Genomic DNA, 15,302 nt, shown 5'->3' on the forward strand with positions numbered 1-15,302 from the left:
AACTTAATTTATGACTCATCAAAGCCAAGCTGACCAAATTTTATTTGAAAAAGCCAAACGCCACATTGCAGGCGGTGTTAATTCGCCAGTGCGCGCCTTTGCTGGCGTGGGTGGTACACCTGTGTTTGTTGCGCGTGCCAAAGGGGCGTACATCTATGACACTGAAGATCATGCCTATATCGACTATGTCGGTTCATGGGGGCCGATGATTTTGGGTCATGCACATGATGATGTCATCACAGCGGTCAAACAAGCTGCCGAAGACGGCTTGTCATTTGGTGCGCCGACGCCATCAGAGACGACGATGGCGGATTTGATCGCTAACATCGTACCGAGCATTGAGCTTGTGCGTATGGTGTCATCAGGCACTGAAGCGACGATGTCGGCGATTCGTTTGGCGCGTGGCTATACAGGGCGTGATAAGATTGTCAAGTTTGAAGGCTGTTATCATGGACATTCAGACAGCTTGCTTGTCAAGGCGGGCTCTGGGATGCTGGATATCGGTGAGCCGACCTCAAAAGGCGTACCTGCGGACTTTGCCAAGCATACTTTGACCCTGCCTTATAATGACATCGATGCACTAAAAGCGTGCTTTGAGAAATTTGGGCAACAGCTTGCTTGTGTGATTCTTGAGCCGATCGCGGGCAATATGAATATGGTCATCCCAAGCCAAGAATTTCACCAAACTTTGCGTGCGCTATGTACCGAGCATGGCGTGGTGTTGATTTTTGATGAAGTGATGACTGGTTTTCGTGTGGCATTGGGCGGCGCGCAGTCGCACTTTGGCATCACGCCTGATTTGACGACATTTGGCAAAATCATTGGTGCAGGTCTGCCGGTGGGTGCATTTGGCGGTAAGCGTGAAATCATGGAATGTATTGCACCACTGGGCGGTGTGTATCAAGCAGGCACCTTGTCAGGCAACCCACTGGCGATGCGTGCAGGTAAAGCGATGTTTGATAAACTCACCCAAGACGGCTTTTATGAAGAGCTGACTGCCAAGACTGAATATCTGGTCAAAGGCCTAAAAGATGCCGCTGCTAAGCATGGCGTGGCATTTGAAGCTTGCTCGGTGGGTGGTATGTTTGGCGTGTTCTTTAGCGATAGCTTGCCGCAGAATTTCAATGATGTCGCCACCAAATGCGATGCCAAAAAATTCGCCAAATTCTTCCATGCGATGCTTGATGAAGGTGTGTATCTTGCCCCATCAGCGTTTGAAGCGGCGTTTATGTCATCAGCACATACTTATGAAGATTTGGATAAGACCATTGCTGCTGCGGATAAGGTCTTTGCCAGTTTGTAAAATTTTGATTAAATTCACTGATTTTAAAGGCTTGTGGCTTGATTTTAAGCCATCAAAAGCCATATAACTCAAATCAAAAAATGATTGTCATGGGTTCGCCCATTTTTCGGAAAAAACTATGTTAGCAAAAATCGTCGGTGCGGTCATTGGCACCAAAAATGAACGCGAACTCAAGCGTATGCGTAAAGCAGTCGCCAAGATCAACGCACTAGAGCCTAGTATCCAAGCACTGTCAGATGACCAACTTCGCCAAAAAACCGAAGAATTTAAAGCGCGTCATCAAGCAGGTGAGAGCCTAGATAAGCTATTGCCTGAAGCCTTTGCGGTATGTCGTGAAGCGTCACTGCGTGTCAATGGGATGCGTCACTATGATGTGCAGCTGATCGGGGGTATGACTCTGCACGAAGGCAAAATCGCCGAGATGAAAACCGGTGAAGGTAAGACCTTGATGGCAACTTTGGCGATTTATCTCAATGCCATCAGTGGTAAAGGCGTGCATGTCGTGACCGTGAACGATTATTTGGCCAGTCGCGATGCTGAATTGAACCGTCCGCTGTTTACATTTTTGGGCTTGACGGTGGGCGTGGTCTATAGTCAGCAGATGCCACAAGAGAAGTTCGCTGCATATCGTGCTGACATCACTTATGGCACCAATAACGAATACGGCTTTGACTATCTGCGTGATAATATGGTGTTTAGCTTAGCTGAAAAGAAACAGCGTCCGCTCAACTACTGTATCATTGACGAGATTGACTCAATTTTGATCGATGAAGCGCGTACACCGCTGATTATCTCAGGTCAAGCTGAAGATTCAGCACATCTGTATGCCTTGATTGACAAGATTGCAGAGCGTTTGGTGCGTTCAAAAGATGAAGAAGCCAATAAAAATAACGAAGAAGGCGACTTTTGGATCGATGAGAAAAACCGCACCATCGAAATCAGCGAAAAAGGCTATGAGAAAATTGAGAAATTCTTAATTGAAGTGGGTGAGTTGGGCGAGAATGAAAGCCTGTATAGCCCAGCTCGTCTGCCACTGCTGGCTCATGCGCAAGCGGCGATTCGTGCGCATCATTTATTTGTCAAAAATATCCATTACATCGTCCAAGATGGTGAGGTTATCATCGTCGATGAGAACACTGGTCGTACCATGCCAGGTCGTCGCTGGAGTGATGGCTTGCACCAAGCGGTAGAGGCCAAAGAAGGCGTGGAAATCCAAGCCGAAAACCAAACGATGGCCACCACCACTTTCCAAAACTATTTCCGCCTGTATGATAAGCTGTCAGGCATGACAGGTACAGCTGATACTGAGGCAGCAGAGCTCAAATCAACTTATGACTTGGATGTCGTGATTATTCCGACACACCGTCCGATTGCTCGTATCGACATGGATGACCAGATTTTCTTGACCAAGCTTGGTAAGTACAGAGGCATCATTCGTGAAATCAAGGCAATCACCGAAAAGGGCGCGCCAGTGCTTGTAGGTACGGCGACGATTGAAGCCTCTGAAGAGTTGTCATACCTACTTGACCAAGAAGGCATCGCCCATGAAGTCCTGAATGCCAAACAGCATGAGCGAGAGGCGGACATCATCGCACAGGCGGGTCGTCCAAAGGCAGTCACCATCGCAACCAACATGGCAGGTCGTGGTACAGACATTATCCTAGGCGGTAACTGGCAAGCTGAGCTTGAGGGTGTTGAGGGTGTTACTGATGAGATGCGTCAAGCTGCCCAGGCAGCATGGCAACAGCGTCATGATGCAGTACTGGCGGCAGGTGGTCTGCATATCATTGGTTCAGAGCGCCATGAATCTCGTCGTATCGACAACCAGCTGCGTGGTCGTGCCGGCCGTCAAGGTGACCCAGGTCAATCTCGCTTTTTCTTGTCGCTTGAAGATGACTTGATGCGTATCTTTGCTGGTGATCGCATTACCAATATGTTCCGTGCGATGGGTCTAAAAGAAGATGAAGCGATTGAGCACAAGATGGTCTCTCGCTCGATCGAAGGCGCTCAAGGTAAGGTCGAGGCTCGTGACTTTGATGCGCGTAAGAGCCTGTTAAAATACGATGACATCGCCAACGAGCAGCGTAAAGTCATCTATGGTCAGCGTGATGAACTGCTGGCTGAGATGGATCTACAAGAGGGCATCAAAGCCATGCACCATGAGGTGTATAATGCGCTGATTAGTCAGTTTGTACCACCAGGCTCGGTCGATGATCAGTGGAATATTGACGGGCTTGAAGATGAAATCGAAGAAGCGTTCCGTTTTTATATGCCGATCAATGACTGGCTGGACGCCGATCGTCGCCTTGACGAAGAAGGCTTACGCGAAAAAATCATCAACACCGCCATCGAACGCTATGAGGCTCGCCGTGAGCAGATGGGTGCTGAGACCGCGGCATCGCTTGAGCGTCATTTTATGCTCCAAAGCCTAGATCGCCACTGGAAAGAGCATCTGACCCAAATGGATCAGCTGCGCAAAGGTATCCATCTACGCAGTTATGCCCAAAAAAATCCAGAACAAGAGTACAAGCGTGAGTCGTTTGAGCTGTTCCAAGCGATGATGGGCGCGATCAAATCTGATCTGGTGCAGGATTTGGCTCGTGTGCATGTACCAACGCCTGAGGAGCTGGCCGCTTTAGAAGAAGAACGCCGCCTACAAGCCGAGCGCATGCAGATGATGTTTGAGCATAATGAAATGAATCTGGATGGCAGTCAAACGCCAGATCCAAGTCTTCAGACACCACCATCTCGCCCGATGCAGCGTATGACGCTGACCTTGGGTGCAGGCGGACCTGTGATGAGTGAGCCAACTGAGATGGTGCCTGACGATGAGTTGTTCATTCCAGCCAATATCAATCGTAACGCGCCTTGCCCGTGTGGTTCGGGGCTTAAGTATAAGCAGTGCCACGGCAAAATCGCTTAAGTTAAAAAAGCTGGGTATAATCTTTGGTGCAAAGCTGGGTTGATGAGTTTTTCTGCCCTTTTGCACGGATACGATTTTTTGGTGAATTGGGCAAGAAATTCTCACCAAATTGCGGCCAATTATTATTTGTTTGCAGTAAAATTGTGTTATACTAAGCTTATTGAAAATCAATTTCATTTACCAAGATTCAGTGAATCTCTGCCATCACAAGCTTAAGGCGTGAGATGCATCACATGATGGCAGCTGCATTGATGGCAAATGAAACGATGGATGGCTTGATTTACCAGATCTACTTGATTGAGATTTGGTTGGCAAAAGACAAATAAGATCAGCGGAGTCACAAATGAAAAAATCTGTTTGGCATGTATTGCTGTTATCTGGGGTAGTGGCATTGACTGCCTGCGCCCAAAAAACCGAAGAAGCAACTGCAGATCCAGTCGAAGAGCAGGATGTACCGATGTCAGCCAAGCCTGCTGAGCCGACTGTGGTGGTGCAAAACGACGCTGGCGAAATCGAAGAGGTGGTGCCAGAGGCGTTTGCTCAGACTGAAGAAGAGGTGGAGATTGCTGAAGTGGTGGAGATTGATGAAAGCTCTGAAACTGCCACCCAAGATGCCGAAGTTCAAGAGGGCAGATAGGTTCATTGGCTATTTAAAATTGATAACCACCCATCATATTTACCTTGTGTTTGATGAGTTGGCCGACCGCTTGCGTTTGTGAGTGGTTTTTTTCGCCAAATACCAAAAATTTTGCTATAATAATTAATTTTTTTAATTGATTAATTAATACGATGACCAAAGCAGCCACCTCTTTTCGCGCCAAAGCGACCACTCACCGCACTTTACCTCTGGGCATCGCCTGTTTGTTGGCATTATTTGCTGGTGCTATTTTTAGTCTGGCATTGGCGCCATATTATCTATTCCCCATCGCCATCATCTCGCCGATGGTCTTGTATGTCCTGCTGCTTGGCGCCAAAAATCCGCGACAGGCATTTTGGCTGGGTGAGAGTTATGGCTTTGGTGTTTGGGCGGTCGGGGCATTTTGGCTGTATCATTCGATTCATAATTATGGCGGCGTGCCTGCATGGGCGGCAGTGATGCTCATTGGCGTGATGGCGCTGATTATGGGGCTATTTCATGCCGTGATGGCTTGGGTTTTTGCGCGCTTTACTGCGCGTCAGCCGCTGGCTTTTGCTGGCCTGTGGGTGGTACAAGAGTGGGCGAAGACTTGGCTATTAACTGGTTTTCCGTGGTTATTTGTCGGTTATGCATTCACGGATGTCAGCTGGCTAAATGGCATTGCGGCAGTGACAGGTGTGTTTGGCTTGTCATTTTTGGCGGTTTTATTGGCGGCGGCTTTGGTTGAGCTGCTGCGCCGAAAAGCAGGCTATTTTGCCATCGCCATGAGCTTGTGGATGGTGACGCTTTCGATTTCTTTGATTGATTTTGCTTGGACCAAGCCAACTGGACAGACAACGAGCGTATCTTTGATCCAAGGTAATATCCCTCAGGATCTAAAATGGCAAGAGGGCGCCGGCATTCAGACTTTGGGCATTTATGCAGGCCTGTCTCAGTCAGAATGGGGGCGTGATATCGTCATCTGGCCTGAGGCTGCCATTCCGATGTTCCAAGATGAAGCGCAGGCGCAAATTGATGCCATCGCCAAACAGGCGGCGCAGGCTGGCAGTGCTTGGATGACGGGGATTTTGTATCGTGATAGCCAAGATGGCGCCACCCAGTTGTATAACAGCGTGCTGCTGACCGATCAGGCCACGAGCGGCATCTATCATAAGCAGCAGCTGGTGCCATTTGGCGAGTATATTCCGATGGGCGGCTTGCTTGATGTGCTGCCTGGACTGGAAGGTATGCAAGGGTTGGCCAGCCTTAGCCGTGGTGATGCACATCAGGCACCGCTATCGGCCAAAGATCAGCGCGTGGGTGTGGCAATTTGTTATGAAGTGGCGTATCCTGATACCACACGCCGTAACGCCATTGGTACGGACTTTTTATTGACTGTATCAAATGATGCCTGGTTTGGCACATCAGCAGGTCCGATGCAGCATCTACAGATGGTGCAGATGCGCAGTCTTGAGACAGGGCGGTATTTTGTGCGAGCGACCAATAATGGCGTGACAGCCATCATCAATGACAAAGGACAGGTTATCTCAAGCCTACCACAGTTTGAACGAGCTGTCCTGCGTGGTGATGTGCCAAGTATGACAGGCAAGACGCCATTTATGATCTTTGGACATTATCCAGTACTGATTATTAGCATCTTGTTGATTTTATTAAGTATCTTGGCAAATCGTATGAATAATACCAGTGCCAAAAAAGAAAAATACTACACCGCCAAAGGTGTCGCTGACCGCTGAATGTGATGAATAATTCCATAAATAGTAAAAGGAATTGTACAAAAAGCGATAATTTGGTATATAATAGAGAAAATTTATTTCTATTGATCAAAATTCATTTCCAACCCATTTTAGGCAGGTGACTTATGGCACATGATGCTTCACAAAATAATCCATTAAAAGAATCGGTAACGGCACTGGTAGGTATCGTGCTGCTGCTTGTGATGATTGCAGGTATTGCCATCTCGGCATGGTTGCGCCCAGCTGGTGAGCATCAACCTGCCGAAGCGCCAGCAGCAGAAGTTGCAGCGCCTGAACAAGCCGCGCCAGAGGCCGCAACTGCTGAAGCACCGGCAGATACACAGCCTGCAGATGCTGCTGCACCTGAAGCAGATGCGACAGCTGCCACCGAACAGCCTGCAGATGCAGCGGCACAGCCAGCTGATGCTGCGACAGCTGAGCCAGCAGCTGCGACCGCCACCGCTGAAGCGACTGCACAAGCCGCGCCTGAAGCGACAGAGGCTCAGCCAGCTGAAGCGACTGCAGAAGCAGAAGCAACTCAAAGCAAATAATCAAAGCGGATATCGCTACATAAAGCCCTTGTTTCTACAAGGGTTTTTTGTTGGATTAATCAGCTTTTGTGATAAGCTTATCAAGAGCCCATGATTTAAAACACATCAGGCTTGTGATAAAATGCTTGGGATTTGGGTGGGTGTTGCCCACGGTTTTTCACATGATTTAGGATAAAATTATGACTGATTCGGTTCAAGTGCGTCGTGAACGCCTACAGAACGCTCGTACATTGATGGCAGAACATGGCGTGGATGCACTGATTATCCCATCTGCTGACCCGCATATGTCGGAGTATTTGCCAGTGTATTGGCAGGGTCGTTCGTGGTTGTCAGGCTTTACAGGCTCGGTGGGTACGCTGGTGATTACCGCTGATTTTGCTGGGGTGTGGACGGATAACCGCTACTGGGTGCAAGCACCGATGCAGCTTGAAGGTACGGGTATTGAACTACAAAAAATGCAAATTGGTCGCCCGACGTTCTCGACATTTTTGGCTGAGCATCTGCCAAGCGGTGCCAAAGTCGCCATCGATGGCAATGTCTTATCGGTCAATGAATCAGACACGCTAAAAGCGGCTTTTGGTGATAAGTGCATTGAGCTTGTGACAACCCTTGATTTGCTTGCCAAGATTTGGTCGGATCGCCCAAGCTTGCCAACAGATGCTATCTATGAGCATCCTGCCGAGTTTGTCGATACGACGGCAGCGGACAAGCTTGCCAAAGTCCGTAGTGCCATGAGCGAAAAAGGTGCTAATGCCCATCTGATCAGTAGCCTAGATGACATCGCATGGCTGGTCAATCTGCGTGGCAGTGATGTGGTATTTAACCCAGTCTTTTTGTCGCATCTACTGATTACGGATACGGCTGCGACATTGTTTGTCGATCAAAACAAGCTTGATGATACCATCAAAGCAAATCTTGCCGCTGCAGGCATCAATACGGCGGATTATGGCGACATCATCGATGCGGTGGCAGATGTGCGTGGTACGCTACTGATTGATCCTGCTCGTGTCTCGGTCGGCACACTCTCAAAACTGCCTGCTGATACCGCCATCGTGCGTGCGATGAATCCAAGCACCTTGCTAAAAGCCATCAAATCGGATGCAGATATTGAGCATATCCGTGAAGCGATGCGTCAAGATGGTGCGGCTTTGTGCGAGTTTTTCTCAGAGTTTGAAGCAAAACTTGCTAAGGGTGAGAAATTGACTGAGCTGGATGTCGATCGTATGCTCAACGAAGCTCGCAGCCGTCAGCCGCATCATATTTCGCCAAGCTTTGGCACGATTGCAGGTTACAAGGGTAACGGGGCGATTGTCCATTATTCAGCCACCGAAGATAATTTTGCTACCATCGAAGGTGATGGCCTGCTACTGATTGACTCAGGGGCACAGTATTATAACGGCACCACCGACATCACACGTATGGCAAGCTGCGGCACCGTCAGCGATGACGAAAAGCGTGATGTGACTTATGTGCTCAAAGCACACATTGGACTTGCCAATGCACACTTCCCAGAAGGACTGCCATCAGGTCAGATTGATGTGTTGGCTCGTATCCATCTATGGCAACAAGGCTTGGATTATGGTCATGGCACAGGTCATGGTGTGGGCTACTTTATGAATGTCCACGAAGGCCCACAAGTCATCTCAGTACACGCACCAGCCACCGCCGAGCGTGTGCTAAAACGCGGCATGATCACGACCAATGAGCCAGGACTGTATCGTGAAGGTAAATGGGGTATTCGCCTAGAAAACTGCGTCGTACATATGCCAGCACATGAGACTGAGTTTGGAACTTTCTTGAAGTTTGATGATTTGACCTTGTGCCCGTTTGATACGCGTCTGATTTTGCCAGAGCTATTGACCACCGAAGAAAAAGCATGGCTGAACAGCTACCATCAGCGTGTCCATGATGAGCTGATCGACCGTGTTTCAGGCGATGCTAAGGCGTGGTTGATTGAACGCACCAAAGCGGTTTGATTTGACAGATTCAAGCTGATTGAATGGCAAAAGCTCCATCGGGTGATGGGGCTTTTTTGTGGTGATGTCATCGAAAATGGCAAAATGCACCAAGTGATTTTTTTGATATAATTTAAAAAAACAAATAAAAATCAGCAGGGTTTATGCTTTACGAAGAATTATCCAAATTTCACTATTCGCCATCGCTGTACATCAGTGGCTTTCGAGCGTTAAATACGCAAGACTATGAGCGTAACACAGGCGATTGGCATAATGTTGAAACTTGGTTTCATCCAAAATCACGGATTAAACGCTATAATATAGTTGGCATCGGCCAAGAGTTAGATACCGTGCCGTATTTGGGCAGTATTGGCGTTTTTGAGAGCAGTGGAGTATTTGCAAAAATGGGTATTCCCAAATTTGCTGATACGGTGTACTGTGCAACTCATGCCAGAGCGATTGCTGATTTGGTGATTGCTGAAGCATTTTTTGCCACGCCGTATTATGGCACAAAGTTATTTAGAAAAATGCAACTCACTGATTTTGATGATTTTATGAGTACGCCAGCGGATAAACAGCGAGTATATGATTTATTACAAATCGCCATACCAAAGCTACCAAAGGCACAATCAGACCATGTGTCTGCATGGCTAAGGCTCGCCAAGGACAAAAATTATGATGTATAATCAGCAAACGCACACAGAATTAATGCTTGCAGTATTGGCAAAAATCCAAGATAAGCCATTGATTCTAAAGGGCGGAACGGCATTGATGTTGTGCTATGGCCTTGACCGTTTTTCAGAAGATTTGGATTTTGACATTCAGGGTGATTTTGTTGGCAAGGGCACGATTAACCTTGTTCATACGCTAAAATCTGTCACGGGACAAAATTTTGAAGTGCTTGATGTGATTATCAAAAAAGACACGCCAACTGTCACCAGATATATGCTAAGATACCATGACAGGCGTGAAAATCAGCATACAGCTTTGAAAATTGAAACATCTTACCGAACGCCAAACCATGATTATGCCATCGTCAATGGTCTCAAAACAGCAAAAATCCAAGATATTGCAGCGTTTAAAATCAACTGCGTGCTTGATGCACAACATGACAGCTGAACCAAAGCTAGAGATTTATATGCGACCAATTTTATCATCAGAGAATTTGCTGATGACATCTCGGTGGATATTCTCAAGCAATTGGCGGATTTGGATATTGACCAATTAAGTTCACGCTATGCTTCAGCATTTTGTGAAGATGAGTTTCTTAATGATAAGACGGATGTCGATTCTGTGGTTCTTGAATTACAACAAAATGCACAAAGGGCATTTGACCACAAAACTAAAGCGTCTGGAGCGGATATATGAAAACAGGTGAAAAGACTTATTTTGATTTGGATGTTGTCCAATTGGCTGGTAGTATTCTAGGTGTATTATTGGATGATATTGAGCATCTGTCCTGTGCTGATGAGTTTGATCAATGGATTTATGGTTCGACGCTTGGCGTGGGTGCTAATGGCGAACGGGTAGTGTATTTGCACGATTGGGAGTTTTTCGCTCGCCGCTATTTAAATGGTCAGCCTGCCAAAAGTTATCTTGAGATTCAAGGCGAAGTCATGAAACAACTATTCTCATCCAAACAATCAAAATAGCCAAAGCCAACATTGTGATTGATCGGCAGCCCGCTTGTGGGTAAAGCTCACCCATCCGCCAAGGTCCTTAAAATCATCCCAACTTTATCCATGCATTCTTGATACTCATCATCGACTTGTGAACGGATGGTGATACCGCCACCTGCCCAGACACTGATGCCATCGGCATTGGCTTGGATGGTGCGAATCAGCACATTAAATTGCCCTGTCCCATCAAAATTCAAATAACCCATACTGCCACAGTACGCACCACGCGGGCGCGCTTCAAGCTCATCAATCATCTCGCAGGCACGCTTTTTGGGTGCGCCAGTGATAGAGCCTGCCGGCAATGAGCCAAACAGCACAGCGATAGGGTGGCTATCATCTTTGAGCGTAGCGGTGATGGTGCTGACCATGTGATGTACATTGCTAAAGCTTTCGATGGCGAAGCGAATGGGCGTTTTGACACTGCCGATCGTGGCATATTTGCCCAAGTCATTGCGGAGCAAATCGACAATCATTAGGTTTTCGCTGATGTCTTTACTGCTCTGGGCAAGTGCTTGTTTGTACTCATCATCGAGTGCTTTGTCCGCTGAACGGGGGCGAGTGCCTTTGATGGGCTTGGTGATGATATGAAGCTGATGATCTTGTTGATAAAAGGTAAAAAACAGCTCGGGCGATACGGATAATAATTCAAAATCGGTAAGCTGTAAGTAGCCGGCAAATGGCGCTTGGGTCTGCTGCATCAAAGATGGCAGATGTGCTGATAGATGTGCTGTTTGCGTGGTATGCCAAGCTTGAGTGAGATTGATCTGATAGCCATCACCAGCCAGTAGATAGGCTTGGGCTTGCTCAAAGGCGTGTGTATAGTCGGCTTTTGACCAGATGGGTTGTAGGCACAAGGCGTGTTTGGTGGGTGATTTGACCAAGTTCAGCTGCTCAATCATCGAGATCAGTAGGGTGGTATCAAACTGTTCGTTATGACAAATCAGCTCATAACCATCTGCACACGGACTCAAAATCAAATCATAATGCCCAAAATAACACGCAGGCTGAGCATGGTCAATCTTGATGTTAGGATTGAGTGCATGAGCGGCGATGTCATAGCCGACAAAGCCCATCAGTCCATGCTGATAAGATGGTGTCGCGTGGCTTGTGTCGGCATAAGCTGTCTTTGATTGATAGGGGAGCGTATATTCACCAAGTATCTGCATTAGCTGTGTATAACTGCTTGGCATCTGCTCATATTGATAGTCATCAAGCGTGCGACGAGTGGCTGTGGTCAGCGTCATTTGTCCGTCGCATGGCGTCATCTGCCAGCTGATTTTTGGCAAAATCCCAATCACAGGTGCGTGATGATTATTCAAAAAACACACCTGCCACATAGGATAATGATGGGCGATGCGTGCAGTTAGTTCATCAGGGCGAAGGCTACTTGGGATAAAGTGGGTCATGATGATCAGCGAATAAAAAAAGACCAATTGTATAGCAAATTCCCCAAAAACAAAACCCTGCAACGATCAATGGCGTGCCAAATGCTCATCTGTTTGCAGGTTTTGTTTGTAGGTTTTGAATGAGTTTTCACCAAAAATCCACACTGCGTACCACGACAGGGCGGTCAGTGGTGATGGTCACTGCGGTAATGGTGCGATTGTAAGCCGTAGGGGGTAGGGGCAGATGTGCGGTACCAAGTCGATAGCTACCACTGTCATGCTCGCTGGCTCGATCCATCAAGGCAGGATGTGTGGCAGGGATGGTTAGGCTGATAGTTTCACCATTATCCAGTATTAAAGCGATATCAACACTTGTGCCTTTGCCATCTGCATGACTGCCTACAGGGGCGATGTGTAGTGCAAGAGCGGTTGCACCTTTGATGTTGGCGGCAGCTTTGGTGCTTCGCTCGATATACGCGACTGGGGTAAGTGTCTGCACCACGCCCATCTCAGGCTCAGGACAGGCAGGCATGATGGCAGCGGCAGGGTTCATTGGGTCTGAATAAGCACAGTATTGTACGCCTGCAGATTTATCCAGTGCAGTCTCGCTGAGCGCCTTGGCATCGACATAGCCGATGGCTTTTGGACTTAGGGCGAGCCATCTTGCACTGTGGGTGGCGACTTGCTCAGGTAGTGGTGCGTGTGGGGTGCTAGGCAGTGGACTGGTTTTGCCTTGTAAGCTTGCACCAAACCAATCACTGATGACATCAAGTATCATCTGCTCATGTGCCTTGTCATCTTGACAAGCGATCATATCACAGCCACGACGGTCATCAATGCCTGCTTTGGCGGCGGTGCGGTTGATGGGCATATGACCAAAATGCGGCAGTTCCACCGTGCTTGCCACCGTGTTTCTCGGCGTGGTGGCATAGTGCGACAGCCACAGATTGGCAGATGCACCGACATCGGTATCACGACTGCCGACCACCGCCAAATACGGGATATCAAGCGGTGCAGGTGAAATCTCGGCCAGCTCAAAGGTCTCATACGATGGTGCATAAGCCAGTACACTCTTAAGATGCTTGCCAAACAGTCGCTCGGCAGTGTCGGTCATCTGTGCCGAACGAGAATGGACAAACAAGCCAATATTGGTCAAATCCACAGGCGCAATGCCAAAACCAAGCTTCTCATCATGCGCATTGCTGCGCTCGATACTGCTGACAAATCGGCTGATGATATCTTGCCAAAACAGCGTCTGATCATAAGGTTCTTTGAGATCCAGTCCGATAAATGCTGGTGCCAAATCAGGAATCACCACCGCAAAACCAAGCTTGGCAAGATGTTCGCCTGCATATCGCATCCCTTCATCATAGCGTAGCTCATCGACACCATTGGCACAAGGATAGCGTGATTCTAGATCAGCACAGTTGGGTGCACGCAGATGACTTAGAATAATCAGTGGTACAGGTGCGTCCGACTGTGCAGGTGCGATGATGAATCCACGGGCAGGTGCACTGTATTCACCGACTTTGGCATTACCGTAGTCGATGGCGATGGTGGTGAGTTGACCATCAGCACTGTGTTCAATCTTGGTGGCGACTGGTGTGCGATTGGCAGGTGCTTTTGGGCCCATAGTAGCTGTATCATCCAAGACTTCGGTGCTGACATCCTGTGTCAGACTGGTGGCGGACTCGATGGTGTCATTGGACTGCTCGGGTTGCTCGGCTTTTGGTGTGCAGGCGGTGAATAGGGCGGTGCATAGCAGGCCTAGAGTGATGGCTTTATAAAGTGGCAACGGGTGCATGGTATCATCAGGTGTTATTGGTTGAAAGCTTTATTGTAAAGCACTTTGGCAAAAAACAAAACCCTATGGGGTGATGTGCATTTCATCGTAATGATTTTGCAAACTAATCCATGAGCTAATTTAATATAATAATTAGTGTTTATTTTAATATATAATCAAAACGTTCCGCCCATCCAAAACCTTCATCTTGTTCTTTGGTTCGTTGCAATACATTAATAATCCCATAAAAACTTACCCCCATGCTATTTTTTGATTTTTCAGAATTATTCCAAACAATACAAACAGGTCTTTCCACTCCCCAAGACAACAAATCCCAAAGAGCATCAAGATTATGCCCATAAAACTCTGTCACACCGCACTGTATCGCCAAAGTCTTATGAAAATCTTGCTCAGTCTTGACAGTATTGCCATCAATGATGATTTGATTCATGTTTATCTGCCTATATAAGTCCAGTAGGGTGCGTACAACGCACCATTAACCTAAAAATCATCCGAATTAGGTCTGTCACAATGCTGACATTTTTTTGCAAAAAGTACATTCCCAAGGTTTTTATCACCTAACTGACCAAAGTCAAAAAAACTTTCTTTACACCATGGACAGATATTCTTGCTTAAAAAATAAAATATTGAAAAATATATACATCCGACTACCAATGTTGTAACAATTACAATAGGCAAACCTGTTTTAATCAGGAATACAGCCAATACAAGTAATGCAAGTGGCATGTAAAAAAATACTCTTAGCCTTATTTGCATTAATGAATGATAGTGAGACAGGCATGATTGTTTCATATTTTCATCTTTTTCATAAATCTTAAATGCAAGCCCAGTAAGCTGCGAACCAAGCACCTTTGTTTTGAATTATTTTTTCATGGTGCGTTGTACGCACCTACCGCTACTGATTCTCTATAAAAAAATCCACTTAGTGAGATTATAGGAATACAGCTTGGGCTATATAAAATTCTTCCAACTTACGATAAACATCCCAAAATATTTTTTCACATTCAGGATTTCCATCATGAAACTCGTCCCAAAATTCGTTTAAAAATTCTTTTGGTCTTAATGAAACACTTCCATTATTATGTAAAATAAAATTCCAATTTTGTGGCAAATCTGAGTTAATTATCTCAAAATCACTCAAATCAAATACACATGGTGTGTGGTTATCTTCGCTTTTTACAACAATCTCTATTTTTTTATCATAAAAATTAGGTGGTGTTTCAAAAAGTATGCTGAAACAAAGCAGGTTGAATTTTGATAAAATAGAGAAATGCGAATAACTCTAGAAATCAAATGTCCAACCTGCCTCAGTGACAGTATAAAGAAAAATGG

The 15,302-nt window shown here is 46.8% G+C and carries 14 protein-coding genes; 10 read left to right on the plus strand and 4 right to left on the minus strand.

The annotated features are described in order from the left end of the window. Window positions 1-10: 10 nt before the first annotated feature. From hemL to AZ602_RS03465, 10 genes are all read left to right on the plus strand, one after another. Window positions 11-1,303, plus strand: a complete 1,293-nt coding sequence (gene hemL, locus AZ602_RS03420) for a glutamate-1-semialdehyde 2,1-aminomutase (RefSeq protein ID WP_103033706.1) — start codon at window positions 11-13, stop codon at window positions 1,301-1,303. 118 nt (window positions 1,304-1,421) lie between these two features. Next, the gene (gene secA / locus AZ602_RS03425; protein WP_103033707.1) at window positions 1,422-4,226 is read left to right on the plus strand and encodes a preprotein translocase subunit SecA; all 2,805 of its coding nucleotides are present in this window, start codon (window positions 1,422-1,424) and stop codon (window positions 4,224-4,226) included. A gap of 343 nt (window positions 4,227-4,569) precedes the next feature. After that, entirely contained in the window at window positions 4,570-4,863 is a 294-nt protein-coding gene (locus AZ602_RS03430; RefSeq protein WP_078317967.1) for a hypothetical protein, read from the plus strand. 152 nt (window positions 4,864-5,015) lie between these two features. Next, window positions 5,016-6,596: an apolipoprotein N-acyltransferase gene (gene lnt / locus AZ602_RS03435; protein WP_103033708.1), complete on the plus strand. Its 1,581-nt coding sequence runs from the start codon at window positions 5,016-5,018 to the stop codon at window positions 6,594-6,596. A gap of 125 nt (window positions 6,597-6,721) precedes the next feature. Further along, window positions 6,722-7,147, plus strand: coding sequence for a hypothetical protein (locus tag AZ602_RS03440; RefSeq protein ID WP_103033709.1), 426 nt, complete (start codon window positions 6,722-6,724; stop codon window positions 7,145-7,147). A 179-nt stretch (window positions 7,148-7,326) separates the two neighbouring features. Beyond that, a complete protein-coding gene (locus tag AZ602_RS03445; RefSeq protein WP_103033710.1) occupies window positions 7,327-9,123 on the plus strand; it encodes an aminopeptidase P family protein in 1,797 nt (598 codons plus the stop codon). A 143-nt stretch (window positions 9,124-9,266) separates the two neighbouring features. Further along, window positions 9,267-9,788 carry a hypothetical protein gene (locus AZ602_RS03450; RefSeq protein ID WP_103033711.1) on the plus strand — a complete coding sequence of 174 codons (522 nt, stop codon included), beginning with the start codon at window positions 9,267-9,269 and terminating at the stop codon, window positions 9,786-9,788. Beyond that, window positions 9,778-10,221 (plus strand): nucleotidyl transferase AbiEii/AbiGii toxin family protein, encoded by a 444-nt coding sequence (locus AZ602_RS03455; protein WP_103033712.1) that lies wholly within the window; start codon window positions 9,778-9,780, stop codon window positions 10,219-10,221. The genes AZ602_RS03450 and AZ602_RS03455 overlap by 11 nt, the downstream gene beginning before the upstream one ends. Window positions 10,222-10,284: 63 nt before the next feature. Further along, window positions 10,285-10,470: a hypothetical protein gene (locus AZ602_RS03460; protein WP_103033713.1), complete on the plus strand. Its 186-nt coding sequence runs from the start codon at window positions 10,285-10,287 to the stop codon at window positions 10,468-10,470. After that, window positions 10,467-10,754 carry a hypothetical protein gene (locus AZ602_RS03465; RefSeq protein WP_103033714.1) on the plus strand — a complete coding sequence of 96 codons (288 nt, stop codon included), beginning with the start codon at window positions 10,467-10,469 and terminating at the stop codon, window positions 10,752-10,754. The genes AZ602_RS03460 and AZ602_RS03465 overlap by 4 nt, the downstream gene beginning before the upstream one ends. A 47-nt stretch (window positions 10,755-10,801) precedes the next feature. Here AZ602_RS03465 and AZ602_RS03470 read toward each other — a convergent pair whose 3' ends face one another. The 4 genes from AZ602_RS03470 to AZ602_RS03485 form a co-directional block, all read right to left on the minus strand. Continuing rightward, window positions 10,802-12,190 (minus strand): anthranilate synthase component I family protein, encoded by a 1,389-nt coding sequence (locus AZ602_RS03470; RefSeq protein ID WP_369803857.1) that lies wholly within the window; start codon window positions 12,188-12,190, stop codon window positions 10,802-10,804. A 124-nt stretch (window positions 12,191-12,314) separates the two neighbouring features. Then, window positions 12,315-13,970, minus strand: a complete 1,656-nt coding sequence (locus tag AZ602_RS03475; RefSeq protein ID WP_103033715.1) for a hypothetical protein — start codon at window positions 13,968-13,970, stop codon at window positions 12,315-12,317. A 139-nt stretch (window positions 13,971-14,109) separates the two neighbouring features. Continuing rightward, complete coding sequence (locus AZ602_RS03480) at window positions 14,110-14,400, minus strand: barstar family protein (protein ID WP_078317973.1); 291 nt, start codon at window positions 14,398-14,400, stop codon at window positions 14,110-14,112. A 501-nt stretch (window positions 14,401-14,901) separates the two neighbouring features. Continuing rightward, window positions 14,902-15,111, minus strand: coding sequence for a hypothetical protein (locus AZ602_RS03485; RefSeq protein WP_227525164.1), 210 nt, complete (start codon window positions 15,109-15,111; stop codon window positions 14,902-14,904). Window positions 15,112-15,302: the final 191 nt, after the last annotated feature.

Origin of the sequence: Moraxella sp. RCAD0137 (genome assembly GCF_002894025.1) — a bacterium.
In the GTDB taxonomy this organism is placed as follows: Bacteria; Pseudomonadota; Gammaproteobacteria; order Pseudomonadales; family Moraxellaceae; genus Moraxella; species Moraxella porci.

What these genes read in the sequence shown, in the direction of transcription:
- AZ602_RS03440 (WP_103033709.1), top strand. Translation starts at nt 6,722, where the DNA reads ATGGCACATGATGCTTCACAAAATAATCCATTAAAAGAATCGGTAACG.
- AZ602_RS03480 (WP_078317973.1), bottom strand. Translation starts at nt 14,400, where the DNA reads ATGAATCAAATCATCATTGATGGCAATACTGTCAAGACTGAGCAAGAT.
- AZ602_RS03475 (WP_103033715.1), bottom strand. Translation starts at nt 13,970, where the DNA reads ATGCACCCGTTGCCACTTTATAAAGCCATCACTCTAGGCCTGCTATGC.
- hemL (WP_103033706.1), top strand. Translation starts at nt 11, where the DNA reads ATGACTCATCAAAGCCAAGCTGACCAAATTTTATTTGAAAAAGCCAAA.
- AZ602_RS03430 (WP_078317967.1), top strand. Translation starts at nt 4,570, where the DNA reads ATGAAAAAATCTGTTTGGCATGTATTGCTGTTATCTGGGGTAGTGGCA.
- secA (WP_103033707.1), top strand. Translation starts at nt 1,422, where the DNA reads ATGTTAGCAAAAATCGTCGGTGCGGTCATTGGCACCAAAAATGAACGC.
- AZ602_RS03450 (WP_103033711.1), top strand. Translation starts at nt 9,267, where the DNA reads ATGCTTTACGAAGAATTATCCAAATTTCACTATTCGCCATCGCTGTAC.
- lnt (WP_103033708.1), top strand. Translation starts at nt 5,016, where the DNA reads ATGACCAAAGCAGCCACCTCTTTTCGCGCCAAAGCGACCACTCACCGC.
- AZ602_RS03465 (WP_103033714.1), top strand. Translation starts at nt 10,467, where the DNA reads ATGAAAACAGGTGAAAAGACTTATTTTGATTTGGATGTTGTCCAATTG.
- AZ602_RS03445 (WP_103033710.1), top strand. Translation starts at nt 7,327, where the DNA reads ATGACTGATTCGGTTCAAGTGCGTCGTGAACGCCTACAGAACGCTCGT.
- AZ602_RS03455 (WP_103033712.1), top strand. Translation starts at nt 9,778, where the DNA reads ATGATGTATAATCAGCAAACGCACACAGAATTAATGCTTGCAGTATTG.